Source organism: Micromonospora lacuserhaii, from assembly GCF_036902735.1.
Classification (GTDB): Bacteria; Actinomycetota; Actinomycetes; order Mycobacteriales; family Micromonosporaceae; genus Micromonospora.
Window position 1 is genome coordinate 21,952 of record NZ_JBAKHO010000029.1, and the last position, 22,033, is coordinate 43,984.

A 22,033-nucleotide genomic window follows, 5' to 3' on the forward strand; every position below is an offset into this window, starting at 1 on the left:
GACCAGCGGCAAGAGAGGAACGTTCAACTCCTGTCCGGCTCAGCCAACGGAAACGTGGTCTGCCTGATCCAAGTGCCGCTGTCATCGGCCTGAGCGATGAGCGTCATCTTCCTGGCACGTCCCAGGATGGGCAGATGCTGTTCGAGGGCCCGTTCTGCAGCTTGCATGTCCTCCAAGTCGCCGCCATGAGCCACTGTCAGGTGAGGCACGACGTCGTCAAACTGCCCCTCGAACGGCGGGAAGTCCGGGAAGGCTGTGTGCACGAGCTCGGTGAGGATCCGGAAGGGCTGGGGATCCTCCGGCGCGAGCCACAGAACCTCGTCGCCAAACCATGCGGTGCGGGTCAGTCGAAAGTCGAACGCCGCGGTGTTGGCGAAGATCCGCCGAAGCTCAGCTACGACCACCAGGTCGATCTGAGCTGGAGGAACGAACGGGAACAGCACGGTGACGTGGGCCGGGACCCCTAGCCGGGCGCTGGCGTCGAGCACGTCACGGTGGCGTCCCACTGCCGCTTCCGCCTCGGGAACCTCGAGTATCAGACCACTTTGACGGAGTACCGCACCCATGGCCCGAGCCTAGATCTCGGCGTCGACCGGGGACGCACTGGACTCGGGACGCACGCGCTGACAGCGGCAGATGTGCGCGTTGGTACGGGCGGCGGACATTCGGCCTACCGAAGTCGGTCCGGGTGGTCATCGCGTGAGTGATGTCAGCATTTCCCGCAGCCAGGCGATCTCGGTGCGGCTGGTGGCGGTGGCGATGCGGAACAGCCCTCGGCGGAAGGGGTCGTCGGGAAAGTCGTCGGCGCGCAGCGGTCGGTCGCCGTCCCAGAAGAAGCTCGCCGGCTGGGTGAGGAAACTGAGCCGGCGGCGCAGCACGGCCCCTTGGGCTGCTGGATCGTCGAGATGGCGCAGGAAGGCCAGCAGCGTGAACCAGCGGTTCTCGTCGGTGATGAACAGCTCGTCGGGGGTGCGGAGCTGACGCAGCAGCTCCGCGTGTCCGGTCGGGCTCAGGATCAGCACGTGCCGTGGTGCCGCCACCTGGCCAGCCTGCACGTCGCGACGCAGCAAGCCCGCACGTTCCATCCGTTTGATCGTCGGGTACAGCGTCCCGTCCGCGATCGGCCGGACGTGGCCCGTGAGTGCAGCCACGCGTCTGCGCAGCTCGTACCCGTGCAACGGGGCGTCGGCCAGGAAGCCCATTATCGCGAACTCCAACACCGTGCTAGCTTACCTCGACAGCGTGATACCTCGAACACGAGGTACCGGTCAGGAGGTACGTGATGCGCGGGGCCCAGGTGCGACCAGATGGCACGACGATCCGCTGGGTGGAGCTTCCCGGCGCCGAACCGACTCGGGTCTACCTGCACGGGCTCGGCGCCTCTTCGCCGGCGTACTACGCGGCGGTCGCCACCAACCCCGCCCTCGCCGGACGGCGCAGCCTGCTGATGGATCTGCTCGGGCACGGCATCAGCGACCGGCCCGCCGACGCCTCGTACACGCTGGAGGAGCACGCCGACCTCCTCGCTACCGCGCTGACAGCAGCCGGGGTCGGCGCCACAGAGGTGATCGCACACAGCATGGGCGGCGCCGTCGCCATCGTCCTGGCCGTCCGCCATCCACACCTTGTTTCCGCACTGGTCCTCGTCGACGCCACCCTCGACCCGCAGCCTCCGGGCGTCGGCATCCACGCCCGCTACACCGAGGAGCAGTTCGTACACGGCGACGGCCGAGCCGAGACGCTCACCCGAGTCGGCACGGCCTGGGCGGCGACGATGCGACTCACTGGTCCGGAGGCGCTTTACCGCACTGCGGCACACCTCGGCCGCGGCACCACCCCCACCATGCGTGATCTGCTGCTCGAACTGCCCGTGCCGCGCACATACCTCCACCCGGCCGACAACGAACCGATCGGTGCGCGCGCCCTGACCGACGCCGGCGTGCGGGTGGTCGCCGTGCCAGACGCGGGCCACAACATCATGCTGGACAACCCCGACGGCTTCGTCGCGGCCACAGCTGCGGCATTGCGGGCGTAGCGCGAGCGTTCCAGCCGCAGCTCGGCAGTTGAGGACCTGTCAACCCGGCGACCGTTGCCGGCGCGACTCGCGGCAGGTGCGGGTGCTCAAGACCGCCGGTCGACCGCGGCGGTGCCCAGCGCCGAACGCCGGTAGCGGATCTCGTGCCGGTGGCGTTCGCCGATGATGAACCCGGCGTCGCGCAGCACCGTCAGGTGTTCCGAGACGGTGGCCGGGGCGAGAGCGTGCCGGTGGGCGAGCGTGGTCGTCGTCGCGGGTTCGGTCAGCCCAATCAGCAGCGCTGCCCGGGTCCGCCCGATCAGGCGACCCAGTGCGGCGTCGGGCGTGCCGCCGAACTGCTGCCAGAGCGTGCCGGATCCGCGGGCGGGATAGATCACGGTGGGCTGCCACGGCTCGTCCATCACGACGACCACCTGGTCCCACTTGAACGCGCTGGGCATCAGGACGAGTCCCGCACCGGCGAGGTCGCGGTGGTCGTCGTCGCCGTACTCGCGGATGAGGGTGTTGTCGTGCCAGCGCAGGGTGGGATGCAGTTCCGCGAAGAGCCGGTCGAGACCACCCTCCGCGAGCCGCCTGGTCTGAAAGCCCACGTCGGCGTCGAGCAGGGCACGCACGCGGGGCCAGCTGGGTTCGACGAGTTGGTGCCACGCGGTACGGATCAGGCCGGTCAGCGTCGCGAGGACCCCGACGGGATCACCGAGCAGGTATCGGCCGATCTCGCTGTCGGCCGCACCCGGAGTGTCGTGCAGGGATCGGGCGATCTCGGCGGCCACCTGGCTGGGCGGGGCGTCAGCGATCCGGGCCAGATCGTCCTCGAAGGTTGCGAGCGGCCCAGCTGGGGGCGGGGCCAGGAAGTCCGGGGTGTAGCCGCGTCGGGGCTGCAGCAGGGTGATCGGCCGCAGGTCGATTCCGGCGACCTGGCCGGCGACCGCGTCCAGCCAACGCCGGTGCTGCCCGGGGGACTCGGCCGGCAGGGTAAGCCGGATCGCCGACAGCGTTTCGAAGGCCGGCGAGATTGCGAAGCGGCAGCGCAGCACGTCGGCGACGCTGAATCGGAGGGTTGCCGCGATGGCGGGCTCCTCCCGCAAAGTCTAAGAGATTCGGTTGTGACCGAATCAGTGGTATCGAGTCTAGCGACTCTCCCAGGATGGGCGAGCGCGAGCCGACCGGCCGCCCGCAACGAGGGAGATCGCCATGCATGATGTGACCAGCCAGAGCGAGATCAGCGCTGACTGGGAGCGGCGGGTCGCCCAGGCGTGGGCGACGATGGACAGCTTCGCCGAGGACGACTTCGTCAGTCGGATCGGCGAACTCGCCGCTGAACTACCCGCCGACAGCGCGGTCGGCCTGTTCGAGCGCGCCTGCGCGTGGGACTCGACCGGGCACTCCGATCTGGCTGTCCCGCTCTACCGGCAGGCACTGCAGGCTGGGCTCACCGGGCTGCGGCGGCGCCGGACGATCATCCAGATGTCCAGCTCGCTGCGCAACCTCGGTCGCGCCGGGGAGAGCGTGGCGCTCCTGACGGCCGAACGGGACGCCGGTAGCGACGAGCTCGACGACGCGGTCGCGGGTTTCCTGGCTCTGGCGCTGGTCGACGTCGGGCGCGAGCGGGAGGCCGTCGCGCTGGCGCTGGGCGCACTCGCCCCCCACCTGGCGCGTTACCAGCGGTCGATGGGCAATTATGCCCGGCTGCTCGTCGAGGGGGACCCGGCTTAGCGGCACGGATGCGGCAACCGAATGGGCGTGCACATCCTCATCTCGGCTACGACCTGACAGGATGCTTCGTCGGCAGCAACCTGCCGCTAGGTCGCTGGATCTGTCGCACATCAGTCGACGGACATGTGTCACGGATCTTTTGTCGGATCACCACCGCGAGCGGGCGCCCGTACCCGAGGGGTACGGACGCCCGCTGAGCGTGCGATGTTGCGGAATTACCGGTGGGTGACGCCGCGACGACGACCCACGCCGGCCACCAGGGCCACGGCGACCGCGGCGAGCAGGACCTGCAGCAGGAACTCACGCCAGTCGAAACCGGCGGTGTCGGCGAAGCCCGACGCCCGGGCGATGATCGTGCCCAGCAGCGCGGCGCCGACGCCGATCAGCATGTGCAGCCAGATCGGCATGTTCTGGCGGCCCGGCACGACCAGGCGGCCCAGAGCGCCGACGATGAGACCAACAACGATCGCGGTGATGATGCCCCAAACGGTGAGCTCCACGGTCGCCCTCCTCCTGAATGTTCGAGTCGCACGGTGTGTGCGGTTCTTGTCGTGACCGGTAGATGCCCGAACCGCCGAAAAACCAAACCGACTCATCGGAACGGGCGTCGTCCCAGGTCGATGCCCGCCCGTCGCGTCGGTTCCCGAACGACATGTCCTCGCAGGTCAGGGCAGGCTCCCGGGCCCCGGCACGGGGTGACGGAACATCGAAAAATTCACCGGTACGACCCGGGCGCAGCGACGGAAACGGCCGGCATCCCGCCCGAGACAGGGATGCCGGCCGTCGTCGACGAAGGGTGGAGCTACTTCTTGCCGGGCGCCTTGCCGTCGCCCGAGTCGGAGGAGAGGGCGGCGATGAAGGCCTCCTGCGGGACCTCCACCCGGCCCACCATCTTCATCCGCTTCTTGCCCTCCTTCTGCTTCTCCAGCAGCTTGCGCTTACGGCTGATGTCACCGCCGTAGCACTTGGCGAGCACGTCCTTGCGGATGGCGCGGATGGTCTCCCGGGCGATGACCCGGCTGCCGATGGCCGCCTGGATGGGCACCTCGAACTGCTGGCGCGGGATCAGGTTGCGCAGCTTCGCCGCGATGCTGACCCCGTAGTTGTACGCCTTGTCCTTGTGCACGATGGCGCTGAACGCGTCCACCGGCTCGCCGTGCAGGAGGATGTCCACCTTCACCAGGTCGGACGCCTGCTCGGCGGAGGGCTCGTAGTCCAGCGAGGCGTACCCCTTGGTCCGGCTCTTCAGCTGGTCGAAGAAGTCGAAGATGATCTCGGCGAGCGGCAGCGTGTAGCGCAGCTCCACCCGGTCGGCGGAGAGGTAGTCCATGCCGAGCAGGCTGCCCCGACGCCCCTGGCACAGCTCCATCACCGCGCCGACGTAGTCGTTCGGGGTCAGCACGGTGGCCCGGACGACCGGCTCGTACACCTCGGCGATCTTGCCGGTGGGGTACTCGCTCGGGTTGGTCACCACGATCTCCTCACCGTCATCCGTGATGGCCCGGTAGACCACGTTCGGCGCGGTGGAGATGAGGTCGAGGTTGTACTCCCGCTCCAGCCGCTCCCGAATGATCTCCAGGTGCAGCAGGCCGAGGAAGCCGCAGCGGAAGCCGAAGCCCAGCGCCCCCGAGGTCTCCGGCTCGTAGTCGAGCGCGGCGTCGTTGAGCTTGAGCTTGTCCAGCGCCTCGCGCAGGTTCGGGTAGTCCGAGCCGTCGATCGGGTAGAGCCCGGAGTAGACCATCGGCTTCGGATCCTTGTAACCACCGAGCGCCTGGGTCGCCGGCCGGGAGTTGATGGTCACCGTGTCACCGACCCGGGACTGGCGGACGTCCTTCACGCCGGTGATCAGATAGCCCACCTCGCCGACGCCGAGCGCCTCGGCCTTCACCATCTCCGGCGAGATGACCCCGATCTCCAACAACTCGTGCACCGCGCCGGTGGACATCATCTTGATCCGGTCCCGGGCGCTGATCCGCCCGTCGATCACCCGGACGTAGGTGACCACGCCCCGGTAGACGTCGTACACCGAGTCGAAGATCATCGCCCGGGCGGGCGCGTCGGCGTCGCCGACCGGCGGCCTGAACTGCCGGACGATCTCGTCGAGCAGGTACGGCACGCCCTCACCGGTCTTGCCGGAGACCCTGATGCAGTCCGCCGGGTCGCCACCGATCAGGTGGGCCAGCTCCTCGGCGTACTTCTCCGGCTGGGCGGCCGGCAGGTCGATCTTGTTGAGCACCGGGATGATGCGCAGGTCGTTCTCGAGCGCCAGGTAGAGGTTGGCCAGGGTCTGCGCCTCGATGCCCTGGGCGGCGTCGACCAGCAGGACCGCGCCCTCGCAGGCGGCCAGCGACCGGGAGACCTCATAGGTAAAGTCGACGTGACCCGGGGTGTCGATCATGTTGAGCACGGCCTGCTCGCCGGCCCGCTCCCCCTCGCGGACGGTCCACGGCATCCGGACGGCCTGGCTCTTGATGGTGATGCCGCGCTCGCGCTCGATGTCCATCCGGTCGAGGTACTGCGCACGCATCTGCCGGGGGTCGACCACGCCGGTGAGCTGCAGCATCCGGTCGGCCAGGGTCGACTTCCCGTGGTCGATGTGGGCGATGATGCCGAAGTTCCTGAGGCGCGCCGGGTCGGTGGCACCAGGAGCGTTCGCGCCGGGATCGAGCGTCGGTGGCACAGCTGTCCGTTCTGGTCGGCTGACGTGAGCGGGCCGGCGCACGCCGGCCCCCTCTATGCTCCCACGTCGCCCGCGACGCGGTCCGATCACTCCTGGTGCCGCCCCACCGCCCGCGCTCACTCCTCGGGCGGCTCCACGAAGAGCGCGGCCAGCCGGGGCAGCCGACGGCGCGCCTCGTCCTCGTCGTCGAAGTCCCAGAAGTCGTTGAGGTCGGGTGCCTTGACCGGGTCGCGCTCCGCCGGCAGCTCGGTCGCGGTCGCCTTCCGGTACGCGTCCCAGGGCACCGTGAGCATCTCCGGGCAGCGGAACTCCTCGCCGCTGAGCGAGGCGGCCCGCACCCGGGGCAGCTCGGCCAGCACGTCCGGATCACCGACCGCCCTGGCGAAGACCGACCGGCCCTGGGTCATCAACCAGCCCCGGAAGTACTCGAAGTCGTCGTCGGAGGCGCCCCCGTTGATAAGGTAGGCCGCGCCCCAGAGGTCGACCTGGTAGGAGGCGGCGAGCACCCGCTGCTGGTGGCGGGCGTACCCGACGATGTCCTCCGGATCGCGCTCGGCCAGCAGGGCGGCCGCCCGGGCGGCGACCGCCGGCGCCTCACCGCCGCCACCGACCCGAGCCTGCTCGATCAACTGCCAGAAGTCGTCGGTCCTCATGGCCTGGCAGTCTCCCAGACCCACTCCCGTTCCCGGTCGGGCAGCGGGAACATCGCGGCGAGTCGTGGAGAGCCCAGTCCCCGCCGGGAACGCCGGGCGAGGCAGCATGGGAGGGGTGACCGCCAGCCCGCCGCCGTACCACGCCACCGCCGTACGGCCCGACTGGTCGGCGCTGCCCCGCGGGCTGCGCGACGCGGTGGCCGCCCGGCTCGGCGCGCCCGTGGTGTCGGCACGTACCGCCGGGGCCGGCTTCACCAGCGGGTTCGCCGCCGTGCTGAGCACCGCGGACGGCGGTCGGGCCTTCGTCAAGGCCGCCGACCTGACCCGGCAGCGCCACCTCGCCGACTGGTACGCCCGGGAGGGAGCGGTCCTGGCGCGGCTCCCCGCCGGCCTGCCGGTCCCCCGGCCGCGCTGGGCGCTCGCCGAGTCGGGCTGGTACGCGCTCTGCCTGGACGCGATCGACGGGCGGACGCCCCGGCTGCCCTGGGACCCGGCCGAGCGGGACGCCGTCCTCGCCGGGTACGCCGAGGTCGCCGCCGCGCTCGCCCGACCCCCCGGCGACCTGGTCGCCCTCGGGCTGCCCCGGCTGGCCGACCTGGCCCGCGACGACATCCTCTGGTGGGGTGAGGTGGCCGCCGGCCGCGAGCCGGCGCCGCCGCTGCCCGGCTGGGCCGGCGCCCGGCTGCCCGAGCTGGTCGCGCTGGAGTCCCGGCTGCCGGCGTACGCCGCCGCCGGCCACGGCCTGGCGCACGGGGACCTGCGGATGGACAACGTGCTCCTCGACGCCGACGGCCGGGCCTGGTTCTGCGACTGGACGTGGCTCTGTCAGGGCCCGGCCTGGTTCGACCTGGCCAGCCTCCTGATCACCGGGTACCGGGGCGGCACCCACCTGGACGCGGTCTTCGCCGGCCACCCGGCCACGGCCGGCGCCCCGCCGGACGCCCTGGACGTGACGCTGGCCGCCCTCGCCGGCTACCACCTCACCTCGGCGGCGGCCCCGGATCCGACGGTCGCGGGGGCGCCGCCGGCGTCCCCGCATCTGCGGGCGCACCAGCGGTTCAGCGGGGAGCGGGCGCTCGCCTGGCTGGCCGCTCGGCGGGGCTGGGTCTGAGCCGTTTTGGCTCGTCCCGGCCAACCTGGTAACCTGGCTCTTCGCGCAGCGATGACGCCTGTTCGTCGTCGCGCGCGGCATACAGACCATACCGAGCTATCAAGACGAGGCTGTCGCGTGGCGAACATCAAGTCCCAGATCAAGCGCAACCGGCAGAACGAGAAGGCCCGGCTGCGTAACAAGTCGGTCAAGTCGTCGCTGAAGACCGCCATCCGCAAGTTCCACGAGGCTGCGGAGGCCGGTGACGCCGAGAAGGCGGCCGTCCTCATGCGTGACGCCGCCCGCAAGCTGGACAAGGCCGCCAGCAAGGGCGTGATCCACGCCAACCAGGCGGCCAACCGGAAGTCGGCGATCTCCAAGCGCGTCGGCGCGCTCTCGGCCTGACCCCGAGCAACTTCAGACCTGACCGGAAGCCCCGGGCGGCGACGCCTGGGGCTTCCGGTTGTCCGTGTCTCGGCCGATCGTCCGGCGTCGGTCCGGTCAGTCGCCGACGTCGGGCCGGTGAGCCGGCGATCGGTCAGGAGCGCCCCGGCGGGCCCTCGGTGATCCACCCGGGGGCGTCACCCTCGGCGGTTGACGCCGGCCACTCCACCCGTCCGGCGTACGTCTCGGTGGTCACCACCACGCCCGGCACCGTCCGGGGCACCCGCGCCCGGCCGACCACCGGCTCCATCTGCCGCCGGAACCGGTCCCGTTCCTGCTCGGGCACGAGCGCCGCCGAGCGGACCACCATCTCGGCCACCATGTCGTTGAGCTTCACCATCAGGGCCACCACCGCCGGCAGGACCAGCACCGCCCACCAGCTCACCAGCTCGGCCAGGGCGAGCAGCACGGCGAGCGCGACGGCGCCCTCGAAGAAGAGGAAGCAGAGCACCCCGCCCGGGTTCACGAACCGCAGACCGAGCAGCCGGGCGTAGAGCGGGCGGTACCGCTCGTCCTCGCTCGGCACCGTCGTCCACGGCGTGCGGGCGGGGCCGGTCACCGGGCGCCGCCCCGTCGGGCGGCCGCGACCGAGAAGACCGCCTTCTCCAGCGCGTACGCCCGGTCGTCGGCGCCACCCTTGACCGCGGCGTTGCACTCCGCCGCGGCCCGCATCGCCTCGACCAGCCCTTCCGGGGTCCAGCCCCGAGCCCGCTGCTGGGCATTCTTGATCTTCCAGGCGGGCATGCCGAGGGTGCTGGCCAGCTGGTACGGGTCGCCCCGCCCGGCGGCGGCCACCCGGGCCACCGTCCGCACCCCGTCGGCGAGGGCATCGGCGATCGGCACCGGGTCGACCCCGACGTGCAGCGCCCAGCGCAGCGCCTCCAGCGCCGCCGGGACGTCGCCGACCATGGTGGCGTCGGCGACCGTGAAGCCGCTCACCTCGACCCGCCCCCGGTAGTAGCGGGCCACCGTGTCCGCGCCGATCCGGCCGTCGGTGTCGGCGATCAGCTGGGAGCAGGCGGCGGCCAGCTCGCGCAGGTCGGTGCCGACGGCGGCGATCAGCGCCTCGGCGGCGTCGTCGGTGCACTTCCCGCCGCCCCGCCGGATCTCGTCCCGGACGAAGGCGACCCGCTCCCGGTGCCCCTTGAGCTTGGCCGCCGGCACCACGGTGGCGCCCGCGGCCTTCAGCCCGTCGGCGAACGCCTTGCCCTTGGCCGCCCCGAGGTGCAGGACCACCAACTGGACATCCGGGTCGGGGTTCTTCGCGTACGCGAGCAGCGCGGCCACCAGATCCTTGCGGGCGTCCTGCGCGGCCCGCAGGACGAGCACCCGGCGACCGCCGAAGAGGGAGGGGCTGAGCATCTCGGCGATCTCGCCGACGGTGAGCGACCCGGCCTGGTACTCCCGGACGTCGACGTCCGCGTCGATGCTGCGGACCTTCGCCACGGCTTCGCTCACCGCGCGCGTGGCGAGCAGCTCCTCGTCGCCGAGGACGAGCAGAATGGGAGCGAGGCTGGGGGCGGTCACGCCGCCCATCTTGGCACGGCTCGCCGCGGGTGCGGGCCTGCTCGTGGTCCGCTGTGACGGCCCACCCCGCACTCAGCGCAAAAGCAGACATTTACCTCTATTGTTGGGCTGATGGCGCCAATCCGCCGCTATCTCCGAACTTTCCTCGGCCCACGCTCACCGCCGTCCCGGTGGCAGTCCCCGGGTCACCACCGCCAACCCGTGCGGCCCGACCACCACGGCCACGTCGCCGTCGGTGTCGGTCCGCAGGACCCGCGCCCCGCCCCCGGACAGCCGGGCCAGCACGGTCGGGCTCGGGTGGCCGTAGTCGTTGCCAGCCCCGACCTCGACCAGGGCGACCCGCGGCCGGACCGCGTCCAGGAAGGCCGGGTCCTGGTAGGCGCTGCCGTGGTGCGCGACCTTGAGCACCTCGGCGCGGAGCGCGCCGGCCGACACCCGGTCCAGCAGGGCCCGCTGCTCCTCGGTCTCCGCGTCCCCCGGCAGCAGCACCCGCACCCCGGCCACGGTGGCCCGCAGCACCAACGAATTGTTGTTCGGGTCGGAACGGGTGCCCCGCAGCGGGTACGGCGGCCCGAGCGCGACCAGTTCCACCCCGCCGGCCCGGTACGACCACCCGGCCGCCGGTACGCCGAGACCGGCCGAACCCGCCGCCGCGGCGGCCACCAGTTCCCGCCCGGCCGCCGGTTCGGGCAGTCCCGGGGTCAGCACGGCGGACACCCGCCGCCCCCGGAACACCCCCGCCACCCCGCCCACGTGGTCGGCGTGGAAGTGGCTCACCACCAGCAGCGGAACCTCCCGCACGCCGAGCCGCCGCAGGCAACCGTCCACGGCGGACGGCTCCGGACCGGCGTCGACCACCACGGCCCGCCCGGCGGCCACCGGGAGGACCAGCGCGTCGCCCTGGCCCACCGCACAGCCGACCACCAGCCAGCCGTCCGGCGGCCAACCGCCGGCGACCAGCCGGACCGGCAGCGTGCCGAGGACCACCGCGACGGCGCAGACGGCGACGAGCCGGCGGATGACCGGCCGGCGGGTGGCCACGAGCAGCCCCACGGTGAGCCCGGCCAGCAGCAGCGCGCCGGGCACCCCGCCCGGCCACGGCAGGGCGCCCGCCGGCAGCCGCGCCCCGACCCGGGCCACGGTCACCAGCCACCACGCCGGCCAGCTCGCCAGCCAGGCGGCGAAAGCGGCGCCGGCCGGCCAGAGCGGTGAGATCACGGCGGCCACCACCCCGAGCACCGTGGCGGGCGCGATCGCCGGCACCACCAGCAGGTTGGCCGGCACGGCCACCAGGCTGACCGTCCCCGAGATGCCGGCCACCACGGGCCCGCAGGTCACCTGCGCGGCCGCCGGCACCGCGAGCGCCTCGGCCAGCCCGGGCGGCACGCCCCACCGGCGCAGCGCGTCGCGCCACCCGGGGGCGAGCAGCAGCAGCCCGCCGGTGGCCAGGACGGAGAGGGCGAAGCCGGCGTCCCCGGCGAGGTCCGGATCCAGCAGCACCAGGACGGCCACCGCGGCCCCCAGCGCCGGCAGCGCCGCCCGGGGCCGGCCGGCGGCCAGCGCGGCCAGCCCGATCGCGCCCATGGTGGCGGCGCGGACCACGCTCGGCGAGGGACGGACCAGGACGACGAAGCCGACCAGGGCCAGCCCGCAGAGCACGGCGGCCAGCCGCGGGCCGGCGCGGGACCAGCGGGCGAGCAGCAGGACCGCGCCGACCACGATCGCCACGTTGGAGCCGGAGACGGCGTTGAGGTGGGTCATCCCGGTGGTCCGGAAGTCCTCCTCCACCGCGGCGGGCAGCCGACTGGTGTCCCCGACCACGAGTCCGGGGAGCAGGCCGCCCTGCTCGTCCGGGAGCGGCGCACAGGCCCGTTGCAGCCCGGCGCGGAGCGTACCGGCGGCCCGTTGGAGCCACGGCGGCGGTCCGAGCGGGACGGGCGGTCCGGCGGCGCTGAGCACGGCCGCGGTGAGATCGCCGCCCCGGGGCGCGCTCAGCCGCCCCTCGGTGGTGAGCCGCTGCCCCGGCAGCTGCCCCCGCCAGGCCGGATCGGTGGCGAGCACCAGGACACGGACCGGGGCGCGCAGCCGCGCGCCGCCCGGGCCGGTGAGGCGGATCAGCTCCCCCGCCACCAGCAGGGTGGCCGGGCGGCCCGGCGCGCCGCGGATCGGACGAGGGTCGTCCCGGACGACCAGCTCGGCGGTGACCCGGGCGCGCTGGTCCACCAGCGCGCGCAGGGCAGGGGCGTCGCGTACGTGCAGCCGGGCCGCGGTGGCGCTCGCGCCGCAGACCACGCCGATGAGCACCGCCACCGCGATCCAGCCGTACCGGCGGACCGGGCCGCTCGGCCGCCCGACGAGGCCGAGCAGGTGCCCGGCCCCGATACCGGCCAGGCCGGCGGCGGACGTGGCGAGCAGCGCCGCCGTCGGAGCGGTGAGGTGCAGGCAGGCCAGCGCGGTCAGCCAGGCGGCCACCGCCAGGCCGGCCAGCCGCAGGTCGGGGGCCTCGGGGGCGCGCTCCGGCGGTGCGCGGTGCGGACGGGTCGCCCGGCTCACACCGTCACCAGGTCCTTGAGCTGCTCGTACCGGGCGTCGCCGATGCCCTCGACCTGACGCAGGTCGCCCACCGAGCGGAAGCCGCCCTGCTGGTCGCGGTGGGTGAGGATCCGCTGGGCGAGCACCGGGCCGACGCCGGGCAGCGCGTCGAGTTGCGCCAGCGTCGCGGTGTTGAGGTTCAGCCGCCCGCCCGCCGTCGGGGCCGCGCCCCCGGCGGACGCGCCCGCCGGCCCGGCCTGACCGGGCGGGGCGGCGACGCCGACCAGGATGAGTTCCCCGTCGGCGACCTTGCGGGCGGGATTGAGCAGGGCGACGTCGACGCCGGGCAGCGCCCCGCCGGCGGCCTCGACGGCGTCGGCAACCCGAGCCCCGGCCGGCACCCGGACCAGCCCGGGACGGCGTACCTTGCCGGCGACGGCGACCACCAGCTCGCCGCCCGGATCCGCGGCCGGCACGGCGGCGGCCGACGGGCCCCCGGCGCTCGACGCGGCGCTCGCCGGCTCCGGCCGGACCGGCTCGGCCCGCGGTCGGGACCGCCACGACCAGAAACCGGCCCCGAGCACGACCAGCACGGCCACGACGGCGAGCGCCCGCACACCGCGCCGGCCGGGGTCGAACGCCCCGGGCCCGGGCAGCCGGGACACCGGCGGATCGGCCCTGTCCGGGTCGTCCTCGATGGCCGGCTGCTGGTCCTGCTCCCCCGCACCGCCCGGCCACGACGCGGACCGCCCGGTCGGCTCCGGCGCACCGGGCCACGGGGCGGGCCGCCGTGCACCGGCCCGGACGCGCCGGGTCGGGTCACCCACCCCGGGCGACGGCTCGCCGGGCACCCGGCTCGGGTGCGGCCACGTGACCGGCGGGTGCCCCTCCCCCGCCGGGTCGACCAGCCGGGACAACCGCCGCCGCACGATGGACTCCTCGTCGTCTGACACGGCGCGACGGTAGGGCCGTCCCGGCGTCGCGGTCAGCCCGTCGAGGGTCCGCTGTGGACAACGGGGTGGCCTGTGGACAACCGCCTGATCATGCCCCGGATCTGCTAGGGCAGCGCCTGCTGAGAGCTCAGCGCGCCTCGGGATCCAGGCCCAGCGCCGCCCGTCCGCCGTCCACCGGCAGCACCACGCCGTTCACGAAGCCCGCCCCCGCCAGCAGGAACGCCACCGCTTCGGCCACCTCATCGGCGCGCCCGATCCGGCCCACCGGGTGCAGCCGGGCCAGTTCCCGCTCGACCCGCTCCGCTGCGGCCGGTTCCGCCCCGGCCAGGAAGTCGGCGTGCCGCTCGGTGGCGATCGAGCCGAGCGCGACCGCGTTGGTCCGGATGCCCCGGGCGCCGTACTCCACGGCCAACGCCCGGGTCAGGCCCTCGACGGCAGCCTTCGCGGTGGCGTACGGCAGGCAGCCAGGCACCGGTCGACCCGCCTGATGGGAGGAGACGTTGACGATCGCCCCGCCGGTGTCGGCGGCGAGGAACCGGCGGACGGCGGTGGCCGAGCCGACCACCGCCGGGGCAAGGTTGAGCCCGATCAGCGCCAGCACCTCAGCGGCGGGCGCGGTGTGGACCGACGCGTCCCGGAACACCGCGGCGTTGTTGACCCAGCCGGCCAGCGGCGCGACGCGCTCGGCCAGGTCGGCGGCGTGCGCGGTGACCTGCTCGTCGGCGGCGTCGCCGATCACCGGCACCAGCCGGTCGGCGGCCGGGTGCGCGGCCAGCCAGGCCAGGGCGTCGGCGTCCCGCTCGACGACCACCACCGTGCCGCCGTCGTCGAGCAGCCGGTGCACCACGGCCCGCCCGACGCCCCGGCCGCCGCCGGTCACCACGTACGACATCCGGTCCCCCTTCCCCGGCGCTGACGCCCGGTCGGTCAGGTCAGTGGCCGGGCTGCTCCGGTGCCGGGCGTCGGTGCACCACCACGCTGGCCAGCCCCGGCCCGGCGTGCGCGGCGACCACCGCGCCCGCCTCGGAGACGTACGTGTCGTGCAGCCGGTCGCCGAGCCGGGCGGTGAGCGCCTCGACGAGCTGCGCGGCACGTTGCGGCGCGGCCAGGTGGTGCACCCCCAGGTCCACCTCGGCGTCGCCGGCCGCCTCGACGGCGAGGTCGACCAGGCGGGCCACGCCCCGGCTGGCGGTGCGCACCTTGTCCTTGAGCACGATCGCGCCGTCCGGCATGTGCATGATCGGCTTGACCGAGAGGGCGGTGCCGAGCAGCGCCTCGGCCGCGTTGATCCGGCCGCCCCGGCGCATGAACTCCAGCGTGTCGACGTAGAACCAGATGGTCGTCCGGTCGACGGCGGCGAGGGCCGCGTCGCGTACCCCGGACAGGTCGGCGCCGGCCTCCGCGGCGGCGGCCGCCGCGAGCACCGGGAAGCCCAGGCCCATGCCGGTGGAGCGGCTGTCGACCACGGTTACCCCGTCGCCGACCTCGGCGGCGGCGAGACGCGCGGCCTCGACCGTGCCGGAGAGTTCCGCCGACAGGTGTACGGAGACCACGCCGTCGGCACCGGCGTCGAGCAGTTCCCGATACGTCCGGGCGAACTGCTCGGGGGACGGCCGGGACGTGCTCACCGAGACCCGCCGGCCGCCGAGCACCCGGGTCGCGTCAGCCGGGAAGGTCTCCACCCCCTCCAGCCCCTCCGCGCCGTTGAGCACGACGGTCAGCGGCACCACGGTGAGCCGGTGCGCCTGCACCAGCTCGGGCGGAAGGTAGGCGGTGGAGTCGGTGACGACCGCGACGGGCATGCCCGGCACGCTAGCGGATCCGCGCGCCGGACGCCCGGGCCGGACGGCTCAGACTGGCTCGGCCGGCGCCGAGCGGGTGATCAGGCCGACATTGTGGGCGCGCAGGTGCCAGCCCGGGGCGGCACGCCGCGTCACGCCGTCGTCGTACCGCAACTCGGTCCAGTGGCAGTTGGCCAGCGACCCGAGGGAGCGCAGCACCGAGTGGTCCCAGCCGAGCAGATGACCGACGCCCTGCCGGGCGCCACCACCGTGGGTGGTCACCACGACGGTCCCGCCGTCGGCGAGGTCGGCGGCCTCCTGGAAGGCGGTGCCGAGGCGCTTGCCGAGGTCGTCGAGGTTCTCGATCTCGGCGCCCGGGTCGGGGTCGCCGGCCCGCCAGCGGGCGTACTCCTCGGGGAAGCGCGCGGCGGCCTCGGTGAGGGCGAGCCCCTGCCACAGGCCGAAGTGCCGCTCCCGCAGTCGCGGGTCGGTGCGGACCGGCAGGCCGGTGAGTTCGGCCAGGGCGTCGGCGGTCGCCGCGGCCCGGCTGAGGTCGGAGGCCACGATGACGTCGGGCCGCAGCGCCGCGAGCAGCGGCGCGGCGGCGCGCGCCTGCTCCCGGCCGAGGTCGTTCAGCGGCACGTCGGTCTGGCCCTGGACGCGGCTTGCGGCGTTCCAGTCGGTGTTGCCGTGCCGCCAGACGATCAGCCGGGTCATTCCGTGGCGGCGGAGGAGCCGGCCGCTTCGGCCTCGACCAGGTCGCGGTCGACGAACGGGATCGTCGGGCAGTCCTTCCACAGCCGGTCGAGCGCGTAGAACTCGCGCTCCTCGGTGTGCTGGACGTGCACCACGATGTCGACGTAGTCGAGCAGCACCCAGCGGCCACCCCGCTCGCCTTCGCGGCGGAGCGGCTTGGCCTTCTCCGGCAGCTCGAGCAGGCGCTCCTCGATGGCGTCGACGATGGCCAGCACCTGACGCTCGTTGGGGGCGGAAGCGACCAGGAACGCGTCCGTAATCGCGAGCTGATCGCCCACGTCGATGATGACGATGTCCTCGGCCTTCTTGTCGGCCGCGGCCTGGGCGGCAGCCATCGCCAGCTCGTGAGCGCGTTCGGAAACTGTCACCGTTCTCCTTCGATCAACCGTGCGACCCTCCAAGCGTCTCACACCCGGCGGCGCGACGACTTGTCAGTTCTGGTCCATTACGGGGACGAACGGCCCCAGAACGGGCGAATTCACGGCTGGTAGAGGCGCCGTTTCGCGATGTACTGCACCACACCGTCCGGCACCAGGTACCAGACCGGCTCACCCCGGGCGACCCGGGCGCGGCAGTCGGTGGACGAGATCGCCATCGCCGGCACCTGCACCAGGCTGACCGTGTCGGCGGGCAGGTGCTTGTCGGTCAGCTCGAAGCCGGGCCGGGTGACGCCGATGAAGTGGGCCAGCTCGAAGATCTCGTCCAGGTCCTTCCAGGAGAGGATCCGCTCCAACGCGTCCGCGCCGGTGATGAAGAAGAGCTGGACCTTCGGGCCGTACTCGTTGTGCAGGTCGCGCAAGGTGTCGACGGTGTAGGTGGGGCCACCCCGGTCGATGTCGACCCGGCTGACCTGGAACCGCGGGTTGGAGGCGGTGGCGATCACCGTCATCAGGTAGCGGTCCTCGGGCGGGCTGACCGGTTCGTCGGCCTTCTGCCAGGGCTGCCCGGTCGGGACGAAGACCACCTCGTCCAGGCCGAACCGGTCCGCCACCTCGCTGGCCGCCACCAGGTGCCCGTGGTGGATCGGGTCGAACGTGCCGCCCATGATCCCGATTCGCCGGATGTCTTCCTCCACCCGACGATCGTAGGCCGGGCACGGCCGGCGGCCCGTTGGGGCCGCCGCACCGTCCCGTCACCCACCCGTCAGGCGCCCGCCGCGGCCACCGCCGTCCTGGCCACCAGCGCCCGCCGCAGGTCGTCGGCCGCGTCGATGACCACCCGGCGCAGGCCCGGGGTCAGGTCGTCGCGGCCCAGCAGCGCCGCGGCCGAATCCAGGGTCGGCTGGGCCACCGCGTAGCGGGGGAAGGAGAGGCCGGCCACCCGGTCGGCCACCCAGGGGGTACGCCGCCGCGCGGCGTCCGGCATGTCGATGAAGTACCGCTCGACGTACGCCGCGGTCAGCTCGGCCTGCTCGGGCTGCCAGAAACCCTCGGCGGTCGCCTCGACCAGCCGGTTGGACAGCTCGGTGTTCCGGGTGATGATCTCCCAGGCCGCCTCCTTGGCCGGCAGCTCGGGCAGCGCCGCCCGGCACAGGGCGGCCCGCTCGGCACCGGTGGCGCTCGGGTCGGCGGTGGCCTCGGCGGCGATCTCGGTCTCGCCGGCGGCGCCCAGCACCACCATCCGGCGCAGCAGCGCCCAGCGAAGCTCGGCGTCGACCGCCAGTCCCTCCGGCACCCCGTGGCCGGCGAGCCAGCCGCGCAGCAGATCCGCGTCGGCGGTCGCGGTGATCAGGCCGCGCGCCGCCGCGAGCTGGAGCGAGCCGCCGGCGGGGGCGCCGTCGAGCAGCGTGGCGCAGGCCCCGGCGATCCGGAGCAGGGCGGCGTCCCGGGCGAACGGGTCGAGGTAGCGGTCGACCAGGGCGTGGCTGCGCCCGAGCACCTGCTCGGCGATCACCACCTCGGTCTCGGCGGGCAGCGCCGCGTCGATCAGTGCCACCACGCCGGCTACCGGGCGCTCCCCGTCGGAGGCCGCGTCGAGCGCCTCACCCCAGAGCAGCGCCCGGGCCAGCGGGTCGTCCAGCCCGGGCAGCACCATCGGCACCGCGTCGGCGGAGGCGGGGTCGAGACGGATCTTGGCGAAGGTGAGGTCGCCGTCGTTGGGCAGCAACAGCCCGGTGGCCGGCTCTCCCACCAGCGCGGCGAGGTCGGTGTGGCCCTTGTCGGCTTCGGGGTCGAGGTCCACCTCGAACCGGTGCGTCGCGGCCCCCGTGCCGTACCGGCCCACGCCGATGCGGTGCGGGCGCAGCACCGGGTACGCCTCGGGCGCGGTCTGCACCACCGCCGCCTCGGTCCACCGGCCGTCGGCGTCCACCGCGGTCCGCACCCGCAGCGTGTTGACCTGCGGCCGGCGCAGCCAGCGCTCCGCCCAGTCGGCGAGATCCCGGCCGCTGGCCGCGCTCAGGCTGGTCAGCAGGTCGGCGAGGGTGGCGTTGCCGAACCGGTGCGCGGCGAAGTGCGCGTTGAGCCCGGCCAGGAAGGCGTCGTCACCGAGCCACGCCACCAGCTGGCGCAGCACGCTGGCACCCTTGGCGTACGAGATGCCGTCGAAGTTGAGCAACGCCTGGGCCGCGTCGGCGACCTCCTCCGGGGCGACCGGGTGGGTGGATGGGCGCTGGTCGGCGGCGTAGCCCCAGGCCTTGCGGCGGATCGCGAACGTCGTCCACGCCTGGTCGAACCGGGTCGCCTCGGCGGTCACCCGGGTGCCCAGGTACTCCGCGAAGGACTCGTTCAGCCACAGGTCGTCCCACCAGCGCATGGTGACCAGGTCGCCGAACCACATGTGGGCCATCTCGTGGGCGATGGTGGTGGCCCGCAGCTCCCGCTCGGTGTCGGTGACCGCCGAGCGGAAGATGTAGTCGTCACGGAGGGTGACCAGGCCGGGGTTCTCCATCGCGCCGGCGTTGAACTCGGGCACGAACGCCTGGTCGTACTTGCCGAACGGGTAGCGCTCGGCGAAGAGCTGGTGGAACCGGTCCAGGCACTGCTTCGTGACGGTGAAGATCTCCTCGATGTCGGCGTCGAGGTGGGCCGCCAGCGAGCGACGGCAGTAGACGCCCAGCGGGATGCCGTCGTGCTCGTCGCGGCGGACGTGCCAGGGCCCGGCGACCAGCGAGACGAAGTAGGTGGAGAGCGGCGCGGTCGGGGCGAACTCCCAGCGGCCGGGTGCGGGGTTCGCGGCCAGGGCGCCGTTGGCCGCGACCGTCCACTCGGGCGGGGCGGTCACCGACAGGGTCACCGGGGCCTTGAGGTCGGGCTGGTCGAAGGCGGCGAAGATGCGCGGCGCGTCGTCCAGGAAGGACATCGCGTAGAGGTAGGTCTCGCCGTCGGCGGGGTCAACGAAGCGGTGCATCCCCTCGCCGGTGTTCGTGTACGCCATCTCGGCGGTCACGGTGAGGGTGTTCTCCGCGGCGAGGTCGGTCAGCGGGAGTCGGCCGTCGGCCAGCGCGCCCGGGTCGAGATCGCGGTCGTTGAGGCGTACCGCGCGCAGGGCCGCCGGCTTGACCTCGACGAATGTCTCGGCGCCGGGGGTGGCCCGGAAGCGGATGATGGCGGTCGAGCGGAAGCGCTCGCCACGGCCGGTCAGGTCGAGGTCCACCTGGTAGGACTCGACGGTGATCAGCGCGCGACGCGCGGTCGCCTCTACACGGGTCAGGCTCGGCATCCGCTTATCCTGCCCGACGAGGAGCCGGACCGGCTTCCCACGGCGCGTGGTGATGGAGGACGAACAATGGGTCAGCACCCCAAGGGCGATTTCGACCTGTCCCGGGCGGTCTGGCAGCGAGCCGAGGGCGACACCACCGACAGCGCGGTCGAGGTGGCCTTCGTCGACGACCTGATCGGCATGCGCAACTCGGCCGAGCCGGACGGCCCGGTGCTGGTCTTCACCCAGGCCGAGTGGGACGCCTTCGTGGCCGGCGCCCAGGACGGCGAGTTCGACCTCGACTGACCGCCGGGCCCGGCTCACCCGTCCCCCTCGCCCCAGCCGAGCCCGCCGGGGCCGGGGGCGTGATGGAAACCGGGATGGTCGGCGACGTCGGCGCAGCGCTCGCCGTCCGGGCCGACCGCGCCGCAGAAGAGCCGCGCCGCCCGGTGCCAGGCGTCGGCCGGCGAGAGCGCGGCCGCGCCGAGCGCCAGCTCCGGGCGGAGCAGGCTCAACGCCTCGGCGTACGCCACGGCGAGCTCGCGGGCCTGCTCCGGCCCGTCGGCCTCGAAGCCGAGGTGGGCGGTGAAGTGCCGGGGCGGCCGGGGCGACCGCCGGGGCGACCGGATGAGCGGGGCGTCCCCCGGCCGCGGGCCGGCCCCGCCCCGGCCACCGACGCCGTCCACCGCCCGCCGCTGCCGCCAGTACGGCGGCCTGTTCTCCCGCATCGGTCCTCCCCGTCGTCGACACCGGCCGGGCATCCGCCGCCCGCCCGGGAACGAGCCAACCAGGTTTCCGGCGTCCTGGGAGGGGCCAGCGAACGGCCCGTCCGCTGGCCCACACCCCGACCACCGGTCCCGCCGGCCTCTCGCGTCGGAGGGGATTCAGCCGCCTCGACCCGGGTAGACGCACCCGGCCGACCAGCTCGGCCGATCGTCGTCCGTGTCAGGAGCAGCCGATGGCCACCACCATCCCCGCCGACCGCAGCCCGGAGAGCACGCTGGCGTTCCTTCGCGAGGGATACCGCTACATCAGCTCCCGCTGCGACCGCTACGGCAGCGACATCTTCACCACCCGGCTGCTGCTGGAACCGACCATCTGCCTGCGCGGCCGGCCGGCGGCGGTGCTCTTCTACGACCCGGAACGCTTCGTCCGGGAGGGCGCCATGCCGGTACGGGGGCAGCGGACGCTGACCGGGCGCGGCGGGGTCCAGGGGCTGGACGGGCCAGCCCACCGCGACCGCAAGGGCATGTTCCTGTCGCTGATGACCCCGGCCGGGATCCGCGAGCTGGTCCGGCTCTTCACCGACGAGTGGCAGGCCCGCGTCCCGGCGTGGGAGCGGTCCGGCCCGGTGGGGCTCTACGACGAGGTGGGCCGGATCCTCACCCGGGCGGTCTGCGCCTGGTCCGGGGTGCCGCTGGCCGAGCCGGAGGTCGCCCGGCACACCGACGACCTGCACGCGATGATCGACGGTCCGGCCGCCGTCGGCCCCCGGCACTGGCGCGGGGTGCTCGGCCGCCGCCGGGGCGAGCGCTGGGTCGGCGACCTGATCGAGCGGGCCCGGGTCGGCACCCTGCCCGCCGCCGAGGGCAGCGCGCTGCGGACCATCGCCGAGCACCGGGACGGGCAGGGCCGCCTGCTGCCCCGCCGGATCGCCGCGGTGGAGCTGCTCAACGTGCTGCGCCCGACCGTCGCCGTCGACCGGTACGTGGTCTTCGCCGCGCTGGCCCTGCGCGACCACCCGTCCTGGCGGGAACGGGTCCGCGCCGGTGACGACGTCACCGAGTGCTTCGTCCAGGAGGTCCGCCGCTACTACCCGTTCTTCCCGGTGGCCGCCGCCCGGGTCCGGCGCTCCTTCGACTGGCGGGGGCACCACTTCCCGCAGGGTCGGCGGGTGCTGCTCGACCTGTACGGCACGAACCACCACCCGCAGCTGTGGCCCGAGCCGGAACGCTTCCGCCCGGAGCGCTTCACCGGCTGGCGGGACGACCCGTACGGCTTCGTGCCGCAGGGCGGTGGCGAGCACCTCGGCGGGCACCGCTGCGCCGGCGAGTGGATCACCATCGAGCTGATGAAGCGGGCGGTGACCCTGCTGACCGGCGCGATGCGCTACGAGGTGCCCCCGCAGGACCTGTCGCTGGACCTCAGCCGGATGCCGACGATGCCACCCAGCGGTTTCCTCATCGACGACGTCCGCCGCATCGACCAGGACGGCCACGTCGACTAG

General features: G+C 73.6%; 23 protein-coding genes. 6 read left to right on the top strand and 17 right to left on the bottom strand.

The window, feature by feature from the left end:
* Positions 1-23: 23 nt before the first annotated feature.
* Both V6U81_RS18475 and V6U81_RS18480 read right to left on the bottom strand, forming a co-directional pair.
* On the bottom strand, positions 24-566 hold the full coding sequence (locus V6U81_RS18475; RefSeq protein WP_334490939.1) for a 2'-5' RNA ligase family protein: 543 nt from the start codon (positions 564-566) through the stop codon (positions 24-26).
* A gap of 126 nt (positions 567-692) precedes the next feature.
* Positions 693-1,220 (bottom strand): PadR family transcriptional regulator, encoded by a 528-nt coding sequence (locus V6U81_RS18480; protein ID WP_334490940.1) that lies wholly within the window; start codon positions 1,218-1,220, stop codon positions 693-695.
* A 62-nt stretch (positions 1,221-1,282) separates the two neighbouring features.
* Between V6U81_RS18480 and V6U81_RS18485 the strand changes: the two genes are divergently transcribed.
* A complete protein-coding gene (locus V6U81_RS18485; protein WP_334490941.1) occupies positions 1,283-2,035 on the top strand; it encodes an alpha/beta fold hydrolase in 753 nt (250 codons plus the stop codon).
* Positions 2,036-2,121: 86 nt separating this feature from the next.
* Here the strand turns inward: V6U81_RS18485 and V6U81_RS18490 are convergent, their stop codons facing one another.
* Positions 2,122-3,123: an ArsR/SmtB family transcription factor gene (locus tag V6U81_RS18490; RefSeq protein ID WP_334490942.1), complete on the bottom strand. Its 1,002-nt coding sequence runs from the start codon at positions 3,121-3,123 to the stop codon at positions 2,122-2,124.
* A 106-nt stretch (positions 3,124-3,229) separates the two neighbouring features.
* Between V6U81_RS18490 and V6U81_RS18495 the strand changes: the two genes are divergently transcribed.
* Positions 3,230-3,751 carry a tetratricopeptide repeat protein gene (locus V6U81_RS18495; RefSeq protein WP_334490943.1) on the top strand — a complete coding sequence of 174 codons (522 nt, stop codon included), beginning with the start codon at positions 3,230-3,232 and terminating at the stop codon, positions 3,749-3,751.
* Between the two features lie 215 nt (positions 3,752-3,966).
* On the opposite strand, the gene V6U81_RS18500 is transcribed toward V6U81_RS18495, so the two are convergent.
* The 3 genes from V6U81_RS18500 to V6U81_RS18510 all read right to left on the bottom strand — a co-directional run bounded on the left by V6U81_RS18500 (position 3,967) and on the right by V6U81_RS18510 (position 7,084).
* The gene (locus tag V6U81_RS18500; protein WP_334490944.1) at positions 3,967-4,251 is read right to left on the bottom strand and encodes a GlsB/YeaQ/YmgE family stress response membrane protein; all 285 of its coding nucleotides are present in this window, start codon (positions 4,249-4,251) and stop codon (positions 3,967-3,969) included.
* A 302-nt stretch (positions 4,252-4,553) separates the two neighbouring features.
* A complete protein-coding gene (gene lepA, locus V6U81_RS18505) occupies positions 4,554-6,431 on the bottom strand; it encodes a translation elongation factor 4 (RefSeq protein ID WP_334490945.1) in 1,878 nt (625 codons plus the stop codon).
* Positions 6,432-6,547: 116 nt separating this feature from the next.
* Positions 6,548-7,084 carry a DUF4240 domain-containing protein gene (locus V6U81_RS18510; protein WP_334490947.1) on the bottom strand — a complete coding sequence of 179 codons (537 nt, stop codon included), beginning with the start codon at positions 7,082-7,084 and terminating at the stop codon, positions 6,548-6,550.
* A gap of 106 nt (positions 7,085-7,190) precedes the next feature.
* Here V6U81_RS18510 and V6U81_RS18515 point away from each other — a divergent pair, with 106 nt between their 5' ends.
* On the top strand, positions 7,191-8,195 hold the full coding sequence (locus V6U81_RS18515; protein WP_334490949.1) for a phosphotransferase family protein: 1,005 nt from the start codon (positions 7,191-7,193) through the stop codon (positions 8,193-8,195).
* A 117-nt stretch (positions 8,196-8,312) separates the two neighbouring features.
* On the top strand, positions 8,313-8,579 hold the full coding sequence (gene rpsT, locus V6U81_RS18520; RefSeq protein WP_334490950.1) for a 30S ribosomal protein S20: 267 nt from the start codon (positions 8,313-8,315) through the stop codon (positions 8,577-8,579).
* A 133-nt stretch (positions 8,580-8,712) separates the two neighbouring features.
* Here the strand turns inward: rpsT and V6U81_RS18525 are convergent, their stop codons facing one another.
* From V6U81_RS18525 to pepN, 10 genes are all read right to left on the bottom strand, one after another.
* A complete protein-coding gene (locus V6U81_RS18525) occupies positions 8,713-9,177 on the bottom strand; it encodes a hypothetical protein (RefSeq protein ID WP_334490951.1) in 465 nt (154 codons plus the stop codon).
* Positions 9,174-10,154, bottom strand: a complete 981-nt coding sequence (gene holA / locus V6U81_RS18530) for a DNA polymerase III subunit delta (protein ID WP_334490952.1) — start codon at positions 10,152-10,154, stop codon at positions 9,174-9,176. Before holA ends, V6U81_RS18525 begins: the two co-directional genes overlap by 4 nt.
* A gap of 147 nt (positions 10,155-10,301) precedes the next feature.
* Positions 10,302-12,698, bottom strand: a complete 2,397-nt coding sequence (locus V6U81_RS18535) for a ComEC/Rec2 family competence protein (RefSeq protein WP_334490953.1) — start codon at positions 12,696-12,698, stop codon at positions 10,302-10,304.
* Positions 12,695-13,630, bottom strand: coding sequence for a ComEA family DNA-binding protein (locus V6U81_RS18540; RefSeq protein ID WP_334490954.1), 936 nt, complete (start codon positions 13,628-13,630; stop codon positions 12,695-12,697). The genes V6U81_RS18535 and V6U81_RS18540 overlap by 4 nt, the downstream gene beginning before the upstream one ends.
* 127 nt (positions 13,631-13,757) lie before the next feature.
* Entirely contained in the window at positions 13,758-14,522 is a 765-nt protein-coding gene (locus V6U81_RS18545; RefSeq protein ID WP_334490955.1) for an SDR family NAD(P)-dependent oxidoreductase, read from the bottom strand.
* A gap of 40 nt (positions 14,523-14,562) precedes the next feature.
* Positions 14,563-15,432 (bottom strand): DegV family protein, encoded by an 870-nt coding sequence (locus V6U81_RS18550; protein WP_334490956.1) that lies wholly within the window; start codon positions 15,430-15,432, stop codon positions 14,563-14,565.
* Positions 15,433-15,480: 48 nt separating this feature from the next.
* Complete coding sequence (locus V6U81_RS18555) at positions 15,481-16,128, bottom strand: histidine phosphatase family protein (protein ID WP_334490957.1); 648 nt, start codon at positions 16,126-16,128, stop codon at positions 15,481-15,483.
* Positions 16,125-16,535 (bottom strand): ribosome silencing factor, encoded by a 411-nt coding sequence (gene rsfS, locus V6U81_RS18560; protein ID WP_334490958.1) that lies wholly within the window; start codon positions 16,533-16,535, stop codon positions 16,125-16,127. The genes V6U81_RS18555 and rsfS overlap by 4 nt, the downstream gene beginning before the upstream one ends.
* A 110-nt stretch (positions 16,536-16,645) precedes the next feature.
* Positions 16,646-17,242 carry a nicotinate-nucleotide adenylyltransferase gene (gene nadD, locus V6U81_RS18565; protein ID WP_334490959.1) on the bottom strand — a complete coding sequence of 199 codons (597 nt, stop codon included), beginning with the start codon at positions 17,240-17,242 and terminating at the stop codon, positions 16,646-16,648.
* Between the two features lie 68 nt (positions 17,243-17,310).
* On the bottom strand, positions 17,311-19,827 hold the full coding sequence (gene pepN / locus V6U81_RS18570) for an aminopeptidase N (protein ID WP_334490960.1): 2,517 nt from the start codon (positions 19,825-19,827) through the stop codon (positions 17,311-17,313).
* A 66-nt stretch (positions 19,828-19,893) separates the two neighbouring features.
* Between pepN and V6U81_RS18575 the strand changes: the two genes are divergently transcribed.
* Positions 19,894-20,112, top strand: a complete 219-nt coding sequence (locus V6U81_RS18575) for a DUF397 domain-containing protein (protein ID WP_334490961.1) — start codon at positions 19,894-19,896, stop codon at positions 20,110-20,112.
* Between the two features lie 14 nt (positions 20,113-20,126).
* Here the strand turns inward: V6U81_RS18575 and V6U81_RS18580 are convergent, their stop codons facing one another.
* Positions 20,127-20,534, bottom strand: coding sequence for a hypothetical protein (locus V6U81_RS18580; RefSeq protein WP_334490962.1), 408 nt, complete (start codon positions 20,532-20,534; stop codon positions 20,127-20,129).
* 230 nt (positions 20,535-20,764) lie between these two features.
* Here V6U81_RS18580 and V6U81_RS18585 point away from each other — a divergent pair, with 230 nt between their 5' ends.
* On the top strand, positions 20,765-22,033 hold the full coding sequence (locus V6U81_RS18585) for a cytochrome P450 (protein ID WP_334490963.1): 1,269 nt from the start codon (positions 20,765-20,767) through the stop codon (positions 22,031-22,033).

Bases quoted from the DNA above. Each gene is read 5' to 3' on its own strand.
- V6U81_RS18515 (WP_334490949.1), top strand. From the start codon at position 7,191: ATGGGAGGGGTGACCGCCAGCCCGCCGCCGTACCACGCCACCGCCGTA.
- V6U81_RS18545 (WP_334490955.1), bottom strand. From the start codon at position 14,522: ATGTCGTACGTGGTGACCGGCGGCGGCCGGGGCGTCGGGCGGGCCGTG.
- V6U81_RS18510 (WP_334490947.1), bottom strand. From the start codon at position 7,084: ATGAGGACCGACGACTTCTGGCAGTTGATCGAGCAGGCTCGGGTCGGT.
- V6U81_RS18575 (WP_334490961.1), top strand. From the start codon at position 19,894: ATGGGTCAGCACCCCAAGGGCGATTTCGACCTGTCCCGGGCGGTCTGG.
- V6U81_RS18495 (WP_334490943.1), top strand. From the start codon at position 3,230: ATGCATGATGTGACCAGCCAGAGCGAGATCAGCGCTGACTGGGAGCGG.
- pepN (WP_334490960.1), bottom strand. From the start codon at position 19,827: ATGCCGAGCCTGACCCGTGTAGAGGCGACCGCGCGTCGCGCGCTGATC.
- V6U81_RS18550 (WP_334490956.1), bottom strand. From the start codon at position 15,432: ATGCCCGTCGCGGTCGTCACCGACTCCACCGCCTACCTTCCGCCCGAG.
- V6U81_RS18485 (WP_334490941.1), top strand. From the start codon at position 1,283: ATGCGCGGGGCCCAGGTGCGACCAGATGGCACGACGATCCGCTGGGTG.
- V6U81_RS18580 (WP_334490962.1), bottom strand. From the start codon at position 20,534: ATGCGGGAGAACAGGCCGCCGTACTGGCGGCAGCGGCGGGCGGTGGAC.
- V6U81_RS18475 (WP_334490939.1), bottom strand. From the start codon at position 566: ATGGGTGCGGTACTCCGTCAAAGTGGTCTGATACTCGAGGTTCCCGAG.
- holA (WP_334490952.1), bottom strand. From the start codon at position 10,154: ATGGGCGGCGTGACCGCCCCCAGCCTCGCTCCCATTCTGCTCGTCCTC.
- V6U81_RS18585 (WP_334490963.1), top strand. From the start codon at position 20,765: ATGGCCACCACCATCCCCGCCGACCGCAGCCCGGAGAGCACGCTGGCG.
- V6U81_RS18555 (WP_334490957.1), bottom strand. From the start codon at position 16,128: ATGACCCGGCTGATCGTCTGGCGGCACGGCAACACCGACTGGAACGCC.